This is a genomic window from Rhodococcus pyridinivorans (assembly GCF_900105195.1).
In the GTDB taxonomy this organism is placed as follows: domain Bacteria; phylum Actinomycetota; class Actinomycetes; order Mycobacteriales; family Mycobacteriaceae; genus Rhodococcus; species Rhodococcus pyridinivorans.
Genome location: NZ_FNRX01000002.1, coordinates 4,716,223 through 4,734,638, shown reverse-complemented (window position 1 = coordinate 4,734,638; position 18,416 = coordinate 4,716,223). Strand labels below are relative to the sequence as shown.

Sequence of the window (18,416 nt, the reverse complement as noted above, 5' to 3'; positions counted from 1 at the left end):
ATATCCCGGCCCGGGTTCTCCCGGGTGCGACGATCCTCACGGGTCGTAGTCGGGATAGGTCGTGTGCAGCCTCAGGTAGCCGGTGACGTTCTCGCCCAACCACCCTTCGCTCTCCTCCGGTGTCACGCCGTCGCAGACCGCGTCGCCCTCGATGCAGATCCGTTCGACGGCGATCGTGCCGAAGTCGTCGCGACCGCCACCGAGCGTGATGCCCGGGACGACCTCGCCCGGGAACAGCGTTTCGACTCCCCGGGTGTCACGCGGGTCGGAGTACAGCACACCGCTGATCCGCTCCGGCGGCACCGAACCGTCGGCCGCGATCTCGGCGAGGACGTCGCCGGCGATCGACGCGCCCTGCGAGTAACCGAGGACGACGAGCTCGCTGTCGGGGCACGAACCGTGCCGGACGGTGATCGTCTCGCGCAGGCGCTGATGCCCGATCCTCTTGGACTCGTCGTACGCGAGTCGCCCCGATCCCTCGCTCGACCCGGACTCCGGCACCGGAACCACGACGGCGGGATAGCGGATGTGCTCGACCACCGTGCCGGGTGCCGCGTACCGCGCCGAGATCTTCGCGAGGGGTGAATCGGGATCGATCGAATCCGGGGTGTCGATGTTGCGGGTTCCGTCGACCGCGATGACGAACCGCTCCGGGCACGGACGGAAGGTCTCCGCGCCGGCGGTGGGCGCGGTGCCGTCAGTGGCGGCGGCGGCGACGACGGGTCCGGTCAGGCCGAGGGCGAGTCCTGCGATGATCGCCAGGACACGACGACAAGCGAAGTCGGGCATGGCAGTCTCCTGTGATCGACCCCGACACCGATGACTACCGCACGAGAATATCGTCCGATTTGACGTATTTCTCGTCGGCGAAACGCTACTCCGAGTGTAGTTGGTTGCAAAGTCACAGACCGAACGTTCGGAATTTTCGAGCGGTTCGATCAAGCAAGTCCGGTACTCCGCAGGGTGATGTTGAGGCGCCCCGCGGTGAGTCCGCAGCGGGAACTGCCGGTGTCCGGATACACGACCGGCACCCCGTGATAGGCGAACCGCGACGGACCGCCGAAGACGAACAGATCGCCGGACTCGAGACGCACGTCGGTGTACGGCCGGCCGCGCGACTCGGTGTTGCCGAACCGGAACAAGCAGGCATCCCCGAGACTGAGCGACACGATCGGCGCGCTCACCCGCTCGTCCTTGTCCTGATGCATCCCCATCCGCGCGTCGCGGTCGTAGAAATTGATCAGAGCGGTATCGGGCTCGTACCCGCCCCCGGCCGCCGGATCGTCGTAGGCATCGGCGACGGCACGCCGCCCGAGTTCGACGAGCCGGTCGGGAAGCGGCGGAACGGGAGCGTCGTCGACATCGACCGCGGTGCGGGTGTAGCGGTACGGCGACCAGTGCCATCCGAGGCACACCGTGCTCACCGACATCCGTCCGCCACCCGGAAGCAGGGTGTGCCGCATCGGCGCCGGCGGGCGCGCCCAATCACGACACAGCTCGACGAGCTCGCGCTGTTCGCCCGGGTCGAGCCAGTCGGGCACATGCACGGCGCCCGGCGCGATCTCGCGTCGCGGACGGGAGACGGAGAACAATTCGTCCATCCCGGGTGCTCGACCTCCGTGCGTGTGAGCGGTACCTACAGCCGGTGATACGTGTAGACAGGTTCAGTACCAACTGTGCCGCACGGGACGGCACTGCGACTCGACGGGGAGGTATCAGCGATGAAGGTCGAAGGCAGAGTGGCCGTCGTGACAGGCGGGGGCGGCGGAATCGGCGGCGCCATCGCTGCCGGCCTCGTCGAGCGAGGTGCACGAGTGGTGGTCGCCGACCTCGACGAACACGCGGCGCAGCGCGTCGTCGCGACGCTCGAGGAGGAGACGCCGGGGAGCGCCGTCGCGGTGGCGGCGGACGTCTCCGACGACGAACACATCCGCGGCCTCGTCGAGCGCGCCGAAGCGGAGTTCGGTCCCGTGGACCTGTACTTCGCCAACGCGGGTGTCACCGGTGTGCCCGGCCTGGAGATCGAGGACTCGGTCTGGGAGCAGTCCTTCGACGTCAACCTGCGCGCACACATCCGTGCGGCGCGACTGCTGGTACCCCGATGGGTCGAACGTGGCGAGGGCTATTTCGTGGGCACGGCGTCGGCGGCCGGCCTGCTCACACAGATCGGCTCGGCCACCTACTCGGTCACCAAGCACGCGGCCGTCGGTTTCGCCGAGTGGCTGTCGGTGACCTACGGCGACAAGGGTGTGAGGGTGAGCTGCCTGTGCCCGATGGGCGTCAACACACCTCTGCTGTACTCGGGGGACGCATCCGGGCACGCACTCGGTGAACTCGCCACCCGGGCCGTCACGACCGCCGGTGCAGTGCTCGAACCCGTCGACGTCGCGGAGACGGTGTTCGCGGCAATGGAGGAGGAGCACTTCCTGATCCTTCCGCACCCGGAGGTCCTCGAGATGTACCGGAACAAGGGCGCCGACTACGACCGGTGGCTGCGCGGCATGCGTCGCTACCGTCAGGCCCTCGAGGAGTCGACTCCCACCGATTCGTGAAATCGATTGCCCCTGCCCACGTTGGTGTCCTAGCGTCACCGGTCATGACATCCGTCGACACCGTTCGCGGCCCTCTCGACACGGGCCGTCTGGGCAGAGTCCTCATGCACGAGCACGTCTTCGTACTCGGCGAGGAGATCCGCACCAACTTTCCCGACTACCCGAGCCCGTGGGACGAGGACGAACGCGTCGACGACGCGGTCGCGAAGTTGAAGGCGTTGTCGGAGCGCGGCATCGACACGATCGTCGATCCCACGGTGGTCGGTCTCGGCCGGTACATTCCGCGCATCCAGCGCGTCGCCGAACGGGTGGACATCTCCATCGTCGTCGCGACGGGCCTGTACACCTACAACGACCTGCCGTTCCAGTTCCACAACGTCGGGCCGGGGTTGCTGGTGGACGGACCGGAGCCGCTCACCGAACTGTTCGTGAAAGACATCCGCGAGGGCATCGCCGGCACGGGGGTGCGTGCAGGAATGCTCAAGTGCGCCATCGAGATTCCGGGACTCACGCCGGGCGTCGAGCGCGTGATACGAGCGGTGGGGCAGGCGCACGTCGAGACCGGTGTGCCGATCACGGTGCACACCAATCCGCATACCGGGTCGGGGCAGGTGGCGCAGCGGGTGCTCGCGGAGGAAGGTGTCGACCTCACCAAGGTGGTGATCGGGCACAGCGGTGATTCGACCGATCTGGACTACCTGCGTCGCATTGCCGACGCCGGTTCGATTCTCGGGATGGACCGCTTCGGCCTCGATCTGCTGTTGCCGTTCGAGCAGCGCGTCGACACGGTGGTCGCGCTCGTGGAGGCCGGTTACACCGAGCGCATGGTGCTCTCGCACGATGCGTCGTGCTTCATCGACTGGTTCCCGCACGACGTGAAGCAGACCGCCGTGCCCAACTGGAACTACAACCACATCAGCGACGAGGTGCTGCCGGCCCTGCGCGAACGGGGCGTGACCGACGAGCAGATCACCACGATGCTCGTGGACAATCCGAGGCGGATCTTCGAACGCTGAAGCGGCGTAGGCCGCGTCGGGTAGCACCGAGGACGCTCAGGCGGCGTCGTGCAGTACCAGGCCGAGCGTGCGACGCAGGCCCGATCGGACGGTGCTCACGCCGTGCCGGACCGGCGCCCGCGACCATCCGCGCGCCGACCGGATCGGTCGGTCGCGGGTGGTGAAGATCAGCGCGTGGCCTTGCTCGAGCACGGTGACGGTGCCCCGCGACTGCGCGCGGGGCCGTTGTTCGACCAACAGGAACTCGCCGCCGGTGTAGTCGACGCCCGCCCGGTCGAGCCCGATCACGACCTGCAGTGGGAACACGAGGTCGCCGTAGAGATCGCGATGCAGGGCGTTCCAGTCGCCGGTGGCGTAGCGCAGCATCAGCGGGGTGGGGTCGGTCTGGCCGGCCGCGTGGCACATGTCGAGCCAGTCGTCGAAGTCGTCGGGCCAGGGTGCCGGATCGCCGAGGCGTTCGGCCCACGAGCGCGCGACGGGGAGCAGCTGCCGGTAGAACGCCGAGCGCAGGTGTGCGACGGCGTCGGGGACGGGTGAGCCGAAGTACTTGTAGGTGCCGTGCCCGTACCCGTAGCGGCTCATGTCGACCGTGGTGCGGAAGCGGGCGTCGTCGTCCCACAGGGCCGCGAGTTCGGTGCATTCGTCGTCGCTCAACAGCGGCCCGGTGAGGGCGCAGCCGTTCTCGTCGAGCTCGCTCGTCAGCTCGGGCAGGTTCAGTGCGTCGACGCGCGACTGCAGACTGTCGATGGTCTTCACAGGGCTCTCCTCGATCGGCACGGACACTCGTAGGGAAGACGTCGCTGCCGTCGGGAATGTGAGTACCCGGAACCGGAAGGGATCAGCGCGGCCGGTCGTCGACGAGTTTGTGCAGCAGATCGGACAGTCGTGCGCGTTCCTCGGCGTCGAGCCGGTCGAACATCTCGACGGCGTCGGCATCGCGGGCCGAGGCCAGCTCGGCCCGGATCCTGCGGCCCTCGTCGGTCAGCCGCACGCAGACCGCGCGTCGGTCGGCGGGATCGGGGAGTCGCTCGGTGAGACCCCGCGACTCCAGGCGATCGACGACCTCGGTGGCCGAGCGGGGGACGATGCGCAGTTCCTTGGCCACGACGCCGAGGCGGATGGGGTCGTCGGCGCGTCCGATGACGTCGAGCGCCCGGTACTCGTGGGGTGACAATCCCCACGGCTGGAGGAGGTCGTGCCAGCGTCGGCGCAGCGTACGCGTGGTGGTGAGGAGGAGATCGCGCAGTGCGACGGGTGAATCCGGCATGGTGGTCACAGTACCTCACTTGACGGTTAACACTCAATGAGGCAACCTCAACAAGTGCGAGTCACGAACCACGAATCGAGGTGGCGCACATGATGCAGCCCCCACCCACTCTCGGCGGCAAGCCGGGCAGCCGCGGCAGGATCGACAAGAAGGATCTCGAGCAGCTCCGCGAGGCCCCGGTGAGCCTGCGCCGTATCGGCGCCCTCTTCGCGCCCTATCGGTGGAAGATCACCCTCGTCGTCGCGCTCATCATCGCCTCGTCGGTGATCTCCCTCGCGACGCCCTTCCTCGTCCGCGCCGTCATCGACGATGCCATCCCGCACCAGAACGTGAGCCTGCTGTTGTGGGCCGTCGGCGGCATGCTGGCCGTCACCGTCGCGAGCTCGCTCCTGTCCGTCGTCCAGACCTGGATCTCCACGACCGTCGGCCAGAACGTCATGCACGGTCTGCGTACCCGGGTCTTCTCCCACCTGCAGCGACAGTCGCTGAATTTCTTCACCCGCACCCGCGGCGGTGAGATCCAGTCGCGGCTGACCAACGACATCGGTGGCATGCAGTCCGTGGTCACCAACACCGCGACCTCACTGGCGTCCAACGTCACCACCGTCGTCGGCACGGCGATCGCCATGGCGGTCCTCAGCTGGCGACTGGCTCTGCTCTCCCTGATCGTGCTCCCGCCGGCCATCTGGCTCACGCGCCGGGTCGCGCTCATGCGCCGCGCCGTCACCGCCCGTCAGCAACGGCGCCTCGCCGACATGCAGTCGCAGATCGACGAAGGACTGTCGGTCAGCGGCGTGCTGCTCGTCAAGACGCTGGGCACCGGCCCGGCACTGTCCGACAAGTTCGCCCGCACGTCGGAGGAACTCGCCGATCTCGAGGTGCACGCGCAGTTGTCCGGCCGCTGGCGCATGGCCACGATGAACATCGTCTTCGCGGCGATCCCCGCCGTCCTCTATCTCGTCGCCGGTCTGCCGGCCACCTCGGGCGGCATGACGATCGGCACCCTGGTGGCCTTCACCGGCTTGCAGGGCGCGCTGTTCCGGCCGCTGATGAGCCTGCTCGACGTCGGTGTCTCCGTCACCAGTTCGCTGGCCCTGTTCAGCCGCATCTTCGAATACCTCGACCTTCCGGTCGACATCGACGACCCGCGCGATCCGGTGCCCGTCGACCCTGCGACCGTCGCCGGCCGGGTGCGGTTCGAGAACGTGAGCTTCCGCTACGAAGGAGCGCACCGCAACGCCCTCGACGGCATCGATCTCGACGTCCCGGCGGGGGCGCAGGTCGCGCTCGTCGGCGAGACCGGCTCGGGCAAGACCACGCTCGGCTCGCTCGTCGCACGACTGTACGACCCGGTCGAGGGACGCGTGAGCATCGACGGTGTCGACCTGCGCGACATGAGGCTCGCCGATCTCGCCGGACTGGTCGGCGTGGTGTCGCAGGAGACCTACCTCCTCCACGCGACCGTCCGGGAGAACCTGCGCTACGCGAAGCCGGACGCGACCGACGACGAGATCGAGGCCGCGGCCCGCGCCGCACACATCCACGACCTGATCGTCTCGCTGCCGGACGGCTACGACACCGTCGTCGGCGCCCGCGGATACCGCTTCTCGGGTGGTGAGAAACAGCGACTGGCGATCGCCCGCACGCTCCTGCGCGACCCGCGTGTCCTCGTGCTCGACGAGGCGACCAGCGCCCTCGACAACGACACCGAGCACGCCGTGCAGCAGGCCCTCGACGCCGCGCGCAGCGGACGCACGACCATCACCATCGCGCACCGGCTCTCGACCGTGCGCAACGCCGACGAGATCGTGGTCCTCGACCGGGGCCACATCGTCGAACGCGGAACGCACGACGACCTCGTCGCCCGCGGTGGCCGCTACGCAATCCTCGCCGCTCGAGCCGAACGGGGTGAAGTCATCCCGTCGTCGCGGAGCGAGATCAGTCCTTCAGAGTGGCCGCGAGGGCGCGCCGCAGTTCGTTCCGGCTGATCTTGCCCACACCCGTGACCGGGAAGGCGTCGACGAACTGCACCTTGTCGGGGATCTTGTACTCGGCCAGCCCTCGCTCCCTCAGGAACTTCTTGAGCGCGAGGGCCTTCGGCGCTTCCCCCTCGGTGACGACGAAGGCGCAGGTGCGCTCGCCGAGATACTTGTCGGGCATCGACACCACCGCCGCGTCGAGCACGGCCGGGTGCGCGATCAGATGATTCTCGACCTCCTCGGCCGCGATCTTCTCGCCACCGCGATTGATCTGGTCCTTCGCGCGTCCCTCGACGACGATGTAGCCGTGCTCGGTGAGCCGGACGATGTCGCCGGTGCGGTAGAAGCCGTCCGGGGTGAATGCCATCGAATTGTGTTCCGGCGCATTGTAGTAGCCCCGGATCGTGTACGGGCCGCGGGTGAGCAGGTGGCCGGTGGTGCCCGCGGCGACGGGCTCGTCCGTGTCGTCGACGACGCGGATCTCGTCGTCGGGGCTGATCGGCCGGCCCTGGGTGGTGACGATGGTGTCCTCGTCGTCGTCGAGCCGGGTGTAGTTGACGAGACCCTCCGCCATACCGAAGACCTGCTGCAGCGTGCAGCCGAGTTCGGGGCGAACGCGTTTGGCGGCCTCGGCCGGGAACTTCGCACCACCGACCTGCAGCACCTCGAGCGACGACAGGTCGCGTTCGGTGCGGGCCCGCGCCGACAGCCACGCCTGCGCGAGGGGCGGGACGAGCGACGCCATCGTCACGCCCTCGCTCTCGATGAGGGCGAACGCGGTGTCGGGGCTCGGATCCGGAGCGAGGACGACGGTGCCGCCGGCGTGCAGCACACCGAGGATGCCCGGCGAGCTCATCGGGAAGTTGTGCGCCGCCGGCAGCGCGACCAGCATGCGGGTGTTCTCGTCCACTCCGCAGATCACCGCGGATTCGCGCACGGAGTACAGGTAATCGGCGTGGGTGCGGGGGATGAGCTTCGACGTTCCGGTCGTGCCACCCGACAGCTGCAGGAAGGCAACGTTTCCGGCGTCGTTCTCCGTGATCGGCGCCGCTTCGCGGTCGCGCAACGACCCGAGCGCAGTGAATTCCTCGGCCTCACCGGCGACCACGACCACCGGCGGATTCTCCATCTCGGAGGCGACCTGCCGGGCGAGCACGCGGTAGTCGAATCCGCCGTGTTCGGCGGCGATCACGTACGCTGCGGCGTCGCTGAACCGGCAGAAGTAGCCGATCTCCGACGCGCGGTGCGCGGGCAGGGAGAAGACGGGGAGCGCACCGAGGCGGAAGACCGCGAAGAGCACTTCGGTGTACTCGACGATGTTCGGCAACTGCAGGACTACTCGGTCGCCCTTCCGGACCCCGAGGTCGGCGAGACCGGCGGCGACGCGGGCCGAGGCGTCGTCGAGTTCGCGGTAGGTGATGCGCCGCCAGGTGCCCGTCGCGTCGTGTCCGACGACGGCGATGCGACCGGCGAACCGGGCGGCGCGGGCCGGGAGGAATTCGCCGAAGGTCTCGTTCGTCCAGTAACCGGCTGCGCGATACCGCTCGGCGAACTCCTCGGGGTAGCGGGCGGTGTCGGCGAGCGGCGTGCGCTCGAAACCGGTTGTCACGGAACGGTTCCTTTCGGGATCAGGGTCGATGCAGGTCTGTCGGTCAGGCGCGGAGGGTGGCGCCGCCGTCGATGTAGAGCGCCTGCATGGTGATGTGACGAGCACGATCGGACAGCAGGAACTCGATGGCCTCGGCGATGTCGGCGGGCTCGGCGATGCGGCCGAGGGGGATGCCGACCTTGAACTGCGACAGGTCACCTTCGATGGCGCTGCGTGCGCCGGCGTCGTCGTTGGGGTCCTCCCACAGCGAGCGCTGCATGGCGGTGTCGGTGGAACCCGGCGCGACGATGTTGGCGCGGATCCCGTATTGCGCCAGCTCGAGTCCGAGGATCCGGACGATCATCGTGGACGCGGCCTTGGACGATCCGTAGGCGCCCATGCCCATGCGCGGCACGCCCGCGGAGTTCGATCCGACGACGACGATCGAACCCGACCTCCGCTCCCGCATGGCCCGTCCGACCGAACGCAGGACCGACAGCAGGCCGGTGACGTTGACGTCGTACATGTGCTGCCAGTCCTCGGGATCGGAGTCGAGCACCGAGCCCGTGGTGAAGACACCTGCGACGTGCGCGAGATGCTCGATCGGTCCGTGCTCGGATTCGATGTTCTCGACGAGGTAGGCGACGGCGTCGTGGTCGCGGATGTCGACGGGGTAGGTGGGGACGGAGCCGCCGAGCAGCGCGACAGTCTTGCGCAGTCCTTCGGCGTTGCGGTCGGCGAGCACGAGACGGTGACCGGCACGCGCCAGGGCCTCGGCGGTCGCGCGGCCGATACCCTGCGCGGCTCCGACGACGAGCGTGACGGGGAATGGTGCGGTCTCGGTCATCGGAGTACTCCCAGTGCATCGAGGACGGTGCCGAACTTGACGGTCGTCTCGGCCAGTTCGTCGGCAGGGTCGGAGTCGGCGACGATACCGCCCCCGGCGTAGGCCGTGAGCCCGACACCGTCGGCATCGAGGACGGCGCAGCGGATCGTGACCAACCATTCGCCGTCGCCCGCGGCGTCGCACCATCCGAGGGCACCGGCGTAGAAGCCCCGGTCACCCTCGGTCGCGAGGATCAGATCGCGGGCGGCCGCGGTCGGCGTGCCGCAGATCGCGGGGGTGGGGTGCACCGCGAGTGCGAGATCGAGGGCCGTGACACCCGGATCGTGCAGGCGACCCTCGATGGGAGTGCCGAGATGCCACAGCTGGCGCGTGCTCGTCACGGTCGGCTGCTCGGGGATGTCGAGGTCGACACACAACGGTTCGAGCGCGGCGCGGATCGCATCGATCACGTGCGCGTGCTCGGCGAGGTTCTTCGCGGAGCCGGCGAGCCTGTCGGCCGTCGCCCGATCGATCCCGGGGTCGCAATGCCGCGGTGCGGATCCGGCGAGGGGGTGAGCGGTGACCCGATCTCCGCGACGGCGCACGAGCACCTCCGGGCTCGACCCAACCAGGTGACGTCCCGTCCACACGCCACCGGCTGCTGTGAGGTCGACGAGGAAGCCGTTGTGCAGCGGATCGTTTCGCGTGAGAGCGACGAGGAGGTCGTGCGGGGTGACGGGCCGGTCGGCGCGCAGGGCGAGTGCCCGGGCCAGGACCACCTTGAGAAGGTCGTTGTCGTCCGAGCGGAGCAGGCGCAGTACGGTCTCGACCCGATCGATGTGCTCGCCTTCCGACGGCAATGCGCCCGTGATCGTGATCGGGGGCAGGTCGGCGGCCGGTGCGTCGTAGTGCGCGGGGGAGTGATGGAGTGTGTTCGGAGCGGTCAGTGCGGCCGGACCGTCGGGTGCGAAGGGCAGTGCTCCGACGATCGCGGCGACCTGTCCGGTGCGCAGGGCGTCGGCGGCGGCGGACGCGCGGTCGAAGTGTTCGCTCACGCCTTCGGCGATCACCGTGCCGTGCGGGCGGGACAGGACGAACGGGTGCGCGACGGGCCGCTCGGCCCGGTCGGTAGCGGTTGCGCCGAGGACCGGCACTTGCATTCTCGTACCTTCCGGTTGAGGAGGTCTGCTGGCAGGACCGCGCCACAGGACACACGATCACTGAGCAACATATACGGTAAGCCTAACCTTTGGTACTGTGCCCTCCGGCGCCGCAGCGCGCACATCAGCGGATTCCGTTCCCAGCCAATCGTTTCGATCGAAGGAAAGAGGATCTCCAGTGCCCCTAGCCGGACCGGACGCCTCACGGCTCGCTCTGTCGCGCGCACAGTCGGGCGTATGGTTCGCCCAGCAACTGAACCCCGACAACCCGCTGTTCAACACCTCGGAATGCATCGAACTGCGAGGCGCGGTCGACGAGGAAGCGCTGGTCACAGCGGTTTCCAAGGCGGCATCCGAGGCCGAGGTGCTGGTCGCGGGGTTCGAGACCCTCGCCGACGGTACAGTCGTCCGGATTCCCGGTGCGCGCACACTCGATCTCGCCCCGACCGTCGACTTCACCTCCGCGGCGGACCCCTGGCAGGCGGCCCACGAGTGGATGGCGCGCGACCTCGAGCGGCCCGTCGACCTGTCGGTGGATCCGTGCGTCCGGGCCGCGGTCCTGCGACTCGCCGACGATCACGTCCTGCTCTACCTGCGTGCCCATCACATCGTCCTCGACGCCTTCGGGTTCTCGCTGTTCAACCGGCGCACCGCCGAGCGCTACAGCGCCGCGGTCGCCGGTACGGAAGTTGCTGCCGCACGGTTCGATTCGGTCGAATCGGTGATACGGGAAGAATCGGACTATCGCGACTCGGCCGACTTCGACGCAGACCGTGACTTCTGGAACGCGTACCTCGACGGCGTGGACGAAGCGGTCGCCCTGCGGCCCGGCCCGGGTGGCATCGCGCGGCGCTCCCGTGGCGCGCGCTTCACCCTCGACGCCGACCGGCAGCGCGGTCTGGTGGCTCTCGGCAAGGAGGTCGGCGCGAGTTGGGGTGACGCGGTCACCGCGCTCGTCGCCGCCTACCTGCGCGGAGTTACCGGCCGCGAGGACCTCACGCTCGGTTTCCCCGTCATGAACCGGCTCGGCAGCGCCGCACTGCGGGTGCCGATCACCGCGGTCAATGTCGTTCCGCTGCGCCTGAAGCCGACCGCATCGGCCACGCTCGTCGAGCTCGTCGCGCAGGTGCGCGACGGAGTGGCGCTGTGCCGCAACCACTATCGTTACCGCACCGAGGACATACAGCGCGACCTGCGACTACCGACCGGATCCCGCGGCGTCATCGGCCCGTCGGTCAACGTCAAACCGTTCGGCGACTCGCTCCGGTTCGGCGACATGCGTGCGGCCGTGCACTCGGTCGCCCGAGGACCCCTGCAGGACTTCATGGTCACCGTGCGGCCCCTCGACGGCAGTGCCGGACTCGAAGTGTTCGTCGACGTCGACGCCGACGTCTACAGCGAGGCGGATCTGACGATCCACACCGAGCGGCTGGAGATGCTGTTCGGTTCGGTGGCCGAGCGGGATCTGCACACCCCGCTCGCGCAGGTGTCCGTCCTGACCGCCGACGAGCGACGGACGATCCTCGACGACTGGAGCCGCAGCCCGGACATCCCGTTCGACCCCGGCCTGACCCTCGTCGACCTGCTGCGAGAGAGGATCGAGGCGGCCCCCGACGCACCGGCAGCGGCGGACGCCCATGTGACGCTCACCTACGCACAGTTCGGCGCGCGGGTGCACCGCCTGGCCCGCCACCTCGTCTCGAGCTTCGATCTCGGCCGGCCGCACGCGCGGGTGGCCCTCGCGCTGCCCCGCACCGTCGACGCGCTGATCGCGATCCACGCCGTCCTCGAGACCGGCGCCGCCTACGTCCCGCTCGACGTCGATCAGCCCCTCGAACGCCTCGCCCACATCCTCGGCTCCACCGACCCCGTCTGCATCCTCACCACCCGCACGACCGACGACCGGGTCGCCGAGGTGACGGGGGTGCCGAAGCGCGTCGTGCTCGAGGATCTCGACCTCGACGCCGTGTCCGACGCTCCGCTCGACGACTCGGAGCGCGGCCCGCTGACACCCGACTCGATCGCCTACGTGATCCATACGTCCGGCTCCACCGGCAGACCGAAGGGCGTCGTCGTACCCCACCGTGGGCTGGTCAACCTGTTCCACAGCCACCGCGCCCAGGTGTTCACCCGTGCCGCCCGCGAGGCCGGCCGCGAATCCGTCCGCCTCGGACTGGCCTGGTCGCTCGCATTCGACGCGTCGTGGCAGCCGTTGCTGTGGATGCTCGCCGGGCACACCGTCGACATCGTCGACGAGGCGACTCAGCGCGACCCGGCGGCACTCGCACGCCGCGCCCTCGACGAGGGATGGGATTTCGTCGAGTTCTCACCGGGCCGGCTCGAGCAGTTCGTCGACGACGGCCTGTTCCCGGACGGCACCGTGCCCACCCTCGGTTTCGGCGGCGACGCCGTCTCCGAGCGGTTGTGGAGCCGCCTGCGCGAACGCCGGGGTGCGGCCTTCAACTTCTACGGCCCCACCGAGTGCAGCGTAGACGTCCTCGTCGCGGAGGTCGCCGACGCCGAGACACCGGTCGTCGGCCGTCCCGTCGCCAACCTGCGCGTCCACGTCCTCGACGCGGGACTCGCACCCGTGCCCGCCGGAACCGAAGGTGAGCTGTACGTGGCCGGGCCGGGTGTGGTCCGGGGATATCTCGACGCGCCTGCACTCACCGCCACGAGGTTCGTCGCGAATCCGTACTCGGAGGACTCCTCGGGTCCGTACGCCCGCCTGTACCGCACCGGCGATCTCGTCCAGTGGACCGAGGACGGCCGCCTCGCCTACCGCGGCCGGGTCGACAACCAGGTCAAGGTCCGAGGATTCCGCATCGAACTCGGCGAGGTCGACACCGCTCTGCTGCGCATCCCCGGTGTCTCCCGCGCCGCGACCGTGGTGCGCACCGATCCCTCCGATACCGCGCAGCTCGTCGGTTATCTCGTCGGACAAGACGTGCCCGAACCGGTCGAGGCCCGCCGTCTCGTCGCCGAGTTCCTGCCCGGGTACATGGTTCCCGCGGCCCTCGTCGTCCTCGACGAGATGCCGTTGACCTCCAACGGCAAGCTCGACCGCACGGCGCTGCCCGAACCGGACTTCTCCTCGATGGTCTCGTCCCGCACCGCGGAGACCGAGACCGAACGGACGCTGTGCCGGATCTACGCCGACATCCTGGGTCTCGACACGGTGGGCGCGGACGACGACTTCTTCGCGCTCGGCGGCCACTCGCTCAGCGCCGCGACACTGCTCGCCCGCATCCGTGACGAGCTCGGTGTGGAGTTGCCGATCCGGACGGTCTTCGATCATCCGCAGGTCGTCGCGCTCGCCGCGCACTGTGGAGACCACCCGACCGCCGCTCCGGCCGGACCGGCGCTCGTCCCGCGCGGTGAGAACGATCCGGCGGCCCTGTCCCTTGCACCACTGTCGTATGCGCAGCAGCGGCTGTGGTTCATGTATCGCATGGAAGGGCCCAGCCCCACCTACAACGTCCCCATCACGGTGGACCTGCACGGACCGGTCGACCCGGATGCTTTGCGGCAGGCGGTCTCCGACGTGCTCGCGCGCCACGAGAGTCTGCGCACCGTTCTCGTCGAACGCGACGGCGTGGGGATGCAGCAGGTGCGCGGAGTGGAAGAAGTTGCCGGGGTCGCCGTTCCCTTCTCGGTCGAGACCGTCGACCGCGACGCGCTCACCGGGCGCCTGCATTCCGAGGCCCGGCACGCGTTCGATCTCGAACGCGAGATCCCGTTGCGGATCCGGTTGTTCACGATGGCGCCCGACGAGCACGTGATGCTCGTGCTCGCCCACCACATCGCGAGCGACGAATTGTCCACACCCCTGCTGCTGCGCGATCTCGGCACCTTCTACTCCGCGCACGTCCGCGGCGACTCCCGCGAGCCTGCACCGTTGCCCGTGCAGTACGCCGACTACGCGATCTGGCAACGCGAACTGCTCGGCGAACAGAACGACGAGAACTCGCTCGCCGCACGGCAACTCGCGTTCTGGCGCGAGGAGCTCGACGGTCTCCCTGCCGAACTCGGCCTTCCCGCCGACCGCCCGCGTCCGGCCGTGGCGTCCTATGCGGGCGGCGGTGTCGAACACCGGATCCCGGCCGATCGTGCGGCGGGGATCCGGGAGGCCGCGCGCACGACCGGCACCACGATGTTCATGATGGTGCACGCGGCGGTGGCGGTCGCACTGTCGCACAGCGGCGCGGGCGAGGACATCCCGCTCGGATCGCCCACCGCGGGACGGCCCGCACCCGAACTCGACGACCTCGTCGGCTTCTTCGTCAACATGGTGGTGCTGCGCACCGACCTCTCGGGCGACCCCACGGTGCGGGAGCTGCTCGCCCGGATCAAGGACACCGACGTCGCGGCGTACTCGCACCAGGACGTCCCGTTCGACCGCGTCGTGGAGACCCTCAACCCCGAGCGCAGCGCCGCCCGGCACCCCCTGTTCCAGGTGATGGTGCAGTATCAGAGCCCGCCCGCCATCACGGGATTCGACGAGCTGACGCCGACACCCTCGTTCGTCGCGAACGACACCGCGATGTTCGACCTCACCTTCGATGTCATCGAGGAATCCGGCGGCGGTCTGTGCGTGCGCGTCGAGTACGCCCGCGACCTGTTCGACGAGTCGTCCGCCGAGGCCTTCGCCGCGCGGGTCGAGCGGGCGTTCGCCGCGGTGTGCGCCGATCCGGACGCGAGGCTCTCGCAGCTCGATCTGCTCACCGGCTCCGAGCGCGAGGTGCTGCGTGCCGGTGATGCGACCGCGCTCCCGGACCCGTCCGGCCCGCACCGTGGCAGCGCCGACGGCTCGGCGACCCGCAGCCTGCCCGCACTGTTCGCCCGCACCGTGGAGCGCTACGGCGACGAGACCGCGCTGGTCACGTCGTCGAGTCGCCTGACCTTCCGTGACCTGGATGCGTGGTCCGACCGGATCGCCCGTCACCTCGTCGCGAACGGGATCGGCCCCGACAACGTCGTGGGACTGAGTCTTCCGCGGGAATCCGTGCTGGTCGCAGCGATCCTCGGTGTGTGGAAGTCGGGAGCGGCCTATCTGGTGCTCGACCCGGAACAGCCGGCGGAGCGGAACGAGTACATGCTCCGCGACGCCGGTGTGGGTGTCGTGCTCGATGCCGACGCGGTCGATTCGATCACCGATCACCGCCCGGATGTGCACCGCCCGGACGTGCACCTGCCGGTCGTGCACCCGGACACCACCGCCTATCTCGTCTACACCTCCGGATCCACCGGCACCCCGAAGGGTGTGGTGGTACCGCACCGCGGTGTCGTGAACCTGTGGGAGACGGTGCGCACCCGTACCGTCGGCGATCCCGCGACGCGCCGACGCACCGTGCTGCTGAGCTACACCTTCGCGTTCGACTCGTCCGTCGAGCCTCTCCTCGCGATGCTGGGCGGCCACACCGTGCACGTGCTCGCCGAGGACCTCATGGCCGATGCCGAGGGGATCGTCCGGTACGTCCGGAGGCACCGCATCGACGCACTCGACTGCGGTCCGGTGCTCGCCGGTCGCCTGCTCACCGAGGGGCTCCTCGACCCTGCCGCGCCGCACCGTCCCGAGTCCATGGTGCTCGGCGGCGAGGCCGTCCCGGGTGAGCTGTGGTCGCAGCTCGCCGCGGAAACCGATGTGCGCGTGAGCAACATGTACGGTCCGACGGAATGCACCGTCGACGCGACCGGCGTCGTACTCACCCCGGGCAGCACCCCGAACATCGGAACGCCGATCCACGGCGGCCGGGTGTACGTCCTCGACGCGCACCTGCGGCAGGTGCCCCCGGGCGTGCCCGGCGAACTGTACGTCGGCGGCCCGCACGTCACCCGCGGCTATCTCGGCCGGAGCGCGCAGACCGCGGGACGGTTCGTGGCCGACCCCTTCGGCACCGGCGGCGAGCGCCTGTACCGCACCGGCGATCTGGTGCGCTGGAGGATCTCCGGCACCGACGGCCCGGTGCTCGACTACCTCGGCCGCACCGACGACCAGGTGAAGATCCGCGGCTTCCGCATCGAACTCGGTGAGATCGAGACCGTGCTCGGCGGCCATCCCGCGGTGAGTGCCGCGGCGGTCGTGGTCCGCGAGGACGAACCGGGTCGAAAGCGGCTCGTCGCCTACGCGGCCGGAACGACGGACCCCGACACCCTCCGGATGTACGTCGCCGACCGGCTGCCCGACCACATGGTCCCCGCCGTCACGGTCGTGCTCGACGAGCTCCCGGTCACCCGCAACGGAAAGATCGACCGCAGAGCACTTCCCGAGCCGGTCTTCACGCCGGCCACCGAGAGTCGCCTGCCGGCGGACGAACTCGAACAACGCCTGTGCGAGCTGACGGCGTCGGTGCTCGGACTCGATGCCGTGGGCCCCGACGACGACTTCTTCGCTCTCGGTGGCGATTCGATCGTGTCCATCCAGCTGGTGTCCGCGGCGCGCGCCGCCGGGATCCGGTTCACCGCGCGGCACGTCTTCGAACACCGCAGCCCGGCGGGACTCGCCCGCGTCGCGGAGATCGAGGACGGGCCCGGGACGGTCGACGTCGAGGCGGCACTCGGGGACGTCCCGGCGACTCCGATCGTCCACGACATGCTCGACCGTGGTGGACCGTACGCCCGCTACGCGCAGTCGCGGCTGCTCCTCGCGCCCGCAGGGCTGACGCTCGACCGGCTGACCGACGGCGTCCAGGCCCTGCTCGACACGCACGACGCGTTGCGGGCCGTCTTCGATCCGCAGGCACGGGTGCTCGACGTCCGCCCGGTCGGTTCCGTCGACGCCGCCGATGTCGTGACCCGCGTGGACGTCTCGGACTCGGTCGACCTGCAGGAGGCGATCGTCGCCGCGACCGGGATCGCCTATGCCGAACTCGATCCCGCCGCCGGCGCGCTCGTGCGCGTGATCTTCTTCGACGCCGGTCCCGACGCGCCGGGACGGGTGTTCGTCGCGGTGCACCACCTCGTCGTCGACGGTGTGTCGTGGCGCATCCTGGTGCCCGATCTCGCCGGTGCGGTCGACGGTGTCGCCCCGGTGCGCGCAGGCACGTCGCTGCGCCGCTGGGCGCGGGGACTGCTCGACGGAGTGCCGGCGCGCAGATCCGAATTGTCGTTGTGGCGGCGCATCCTCGCCCCGGCGGGACGCGTGCGTCTGGCGTCCGGTGATCCGGATCCCACGCGGCACACCATGGCAGAAACCGCGAGGGTGCAGGTCGAGGTTCCCTCCGAGCTCACCGACGCGCTGCTCACGACCGTTCCCGAGCGGTTCCACGCCGGTGTCGAGGACGTCCTGCTCACAGCATTGGCGCTGGCGTCCGCGCGGGTGTGCGGCGAAGGGGCGGTCGCGGTCGACCTCGAAGGGCACGGCCGTGAGGAACAGGCCGTTCCGGGGGCGGATCTGTCGCGCACGGTGGGGTGGTTCACCACGCTCTATCCGGTGCGCCTGGACGTCGCGGGACTCGATGTCGCCGACGCGTATGCCGGCGGAGCGAGCGCGGGTGACGCTCTGAAACGCGTGAAGGAACAGCTGCGGGAGATCCCCGACAGTGGAATCGGATTCGGGATGCTGCGGCATCTCGACCCAGTGGGCGGCCCGGAACTCGCGAGCGTCGGCGCTGTGGACATCGGATTCAACTATCTCGGCCGGTTCACGCTGGGCGAGACCGAAGGGCAGGCGTGGGCCGGTGCTCCGGAGGGTTCGGCGCTCGGTGGGGCCACCGAAGCCGACATGCCCGTGGCGCACGCCGTCGAGATCGGTGTGCTCACCGACGATTCCGGTGCCGAGCCGGTGCTGCGCGGGATGTTCGGGTACAGCCCCGATCTCGTTCCTGCGGAGAGAGTGTCGGCGTTGGCCGACGAGTGGATCGCGGCGCTGCGTGCGCTCGCCGGGCACGCGTCGGACGAGGACGCGGGCGGGTTCACACCGTCCGACCTCACGCTCGACGACCTCGACCAGTCGGAGATCGACGATTTCGCGCTCGAATTCGGCTGAGGACGGAGCGCTTGGCGAGGCGGTCTCTTTCGGTTAGCCTA

11 protein-coding genes are annotated in these 18,416 nt (G+C 69.3%); 4 read left to right on the top strand and 7 right to left on the bottom strand.

The genetic code is table 11. The annotated features are described in order from the left end of the window. Window positions 1-36 precede the first annotated feature (36 nt). Window positions 37-789, bottom strand: coding sequence for a cutinase family protein (locus BLV31_RS22445; protein WP_064060432.1), 753 nt, complete (start codon window positions 787-789; stop codon window positions 37-39). 149 nt (window positions 790-938) lie between these two features. Next, entirely contained in the window at window positions 939-1,601 is a 663-nt protein-coding gene (locus BLV31_RS22440; RefSeq protein ID WP_024102984.1) for an alpha-ketoglutarate-dependent dioxygenase AlkB family protein, read from the bottom strand. 120 nt (window positions 1,602-1,721) lie between these two features. Here BLV31_RS22440 and BLV31_RS22435 point away from each other — a divergent pair, with 120 nt between their 5' ends. Together BLV31_RS22435 and BLV31_RS22430 are read left to right on the top strand one after the other, a co-directional pair. Then, on the top strand, window positions 1,722-2,552 hold the full coding sequence (locus BLV31_RS22435) for an SDR family oxidoreductase (RefSeq protein WP_064060431.1): 831 nt from the start codon (window positions 1,722-1,724) through the stop codon (window positions 2,550-2,552). Window positions 2,553-2,596: 44 nt separating this feature from the next. Beyond that, window positions 2,597-3,568 (top strand): phosphotriesterase family protein, encoded by a 972-nt coding sequence (locus BLV31_RS22430; RefSeq protein ID WP_064060430.1) that lies wholly within the window; start codon window positions 2,597-2,599, stop codon window positions 3,566-3,568. 36 nt (window positions 3,569-3,604) lie between these two features. Here BLV31_RS22430 and BLV31_RS22425 read toward each other — a convergent pair whose 3' ends face one another. Both BLV31_RS22425 and BLV31_RS22420 read right to left on the bottom strand, forming a co-directional pair. Further along, window positions 3,605-4,324, bottom strand: a complete 720-nt coding sequence (locus tag BLV31_RS22425) for a 2OG-Fe(II) oxygenase (protein WP_064060440.1) — start codon at window positions 4,322-4,324, stop codon at window positions 3,605-3,607. A gap of 82 nt (window positions 4,325-4,406) precedes the next feature. Next, window positions 4,407-4,835 carry a MarR family winged helix-turn-helix transcriptional regulator gene (locus BLV31_RS22420; protein WP_033096969.1) on the bottom strand — a complete coding sequence of 143 codons (429 nt, stop codon included), beginning with the start codon at window positions 4,833-4,835 and terminating at the stop codon, window positions 4,407-4,409. Between the two features lie 89 nt (window positions 4,836-4,924). Between BLV31_RS22420 and BLV31_RS22415 the strand changes: the two genes are divergently transcribed. Beyond that, window positions 4,925-6,823 (top strand): ABC transporter ATP-binding protein, encoded by a 1,899-nt coding sequence (locus BLV31_RS22415; protein WP_024102988.1) that lies wholly within the window; start codon window positions 4,925-4,927, stop codon window positions 6,821-6,823. Here BLV31_RS22415 and BLV31_RS22410 read toward each other — a convergent pair. From BLV31_RS22410 to BLV31_RS22400, 3 genes are read right to left on the bottom strand one after another with little or no spacing between them, the layout of a single operon-like run. Further along, the gene (locus BLV31_RS22410) at window positions 6,774-8,423 is read right to left on the bottom strand and encodes a (2,3-dihydroxybenzoyl)adenylate synthase (RefSeq protein ID WP_071936283.1); all 1,650 of its coding nucleotides are present in this window, start codon (window positions 8,421-8,423) and stop codon (window positions 6,774-6,776) included. The genes BLV31_RS22415 and BLV31_RS22410 overlap by 50 nt on opposite strands. A gap of 43 nt (window positions 8,424-8,466) precedes the next feature. After that, window positions 8,467-9,249, bottom strand: a complete 783-nt coding sequence (locus tag BLV31_RS22405) for a 2,3-dihydro-2,3-dihydroxybenzoate dehydrogenase (RefSeq protein ID WP_064060429.1) — start codon at window positions 9,247-9,249, stop codon at window positions 8,467-8,469. Then, window positions 9,246-10,388, bottom strand: a complete 1,143-nt coding sequence (locus tag BLV31_RS22400; protein WP_024102991.1) for an isochorismate synthase — start codon at window positions 10,386-10,388, stop codon at window positions 9,246-9,248. The genes BLV31_RS22405 and BLV31_RS22400 overlap by 4 nt, the downstream gene beginning before the upstream one ends. Before the next feature lie 178 nt (window positions 10,389-10,566). Here BLV31_RS22400 and BLV31_RS22395 point away from each other — a divergent pair, with 178 nt between their 5' ends. Continuing rightward, window positions 10,567-18,375 carry a non-ribosomal peptide synthetase gene (locus tag BLV31_RS22395; RefSeq protein ID WP_064060428.1) on the top strand — a complete coding sequence of 2,603 codons (7,809 nt, stop codon included), beginning with the start codon at window positions 10,567-10,569 and terminating at the stop codon, window positions 18,373-18,375. Window positions 18,376-18,416 lie beyond the last annotated feature (41 nt).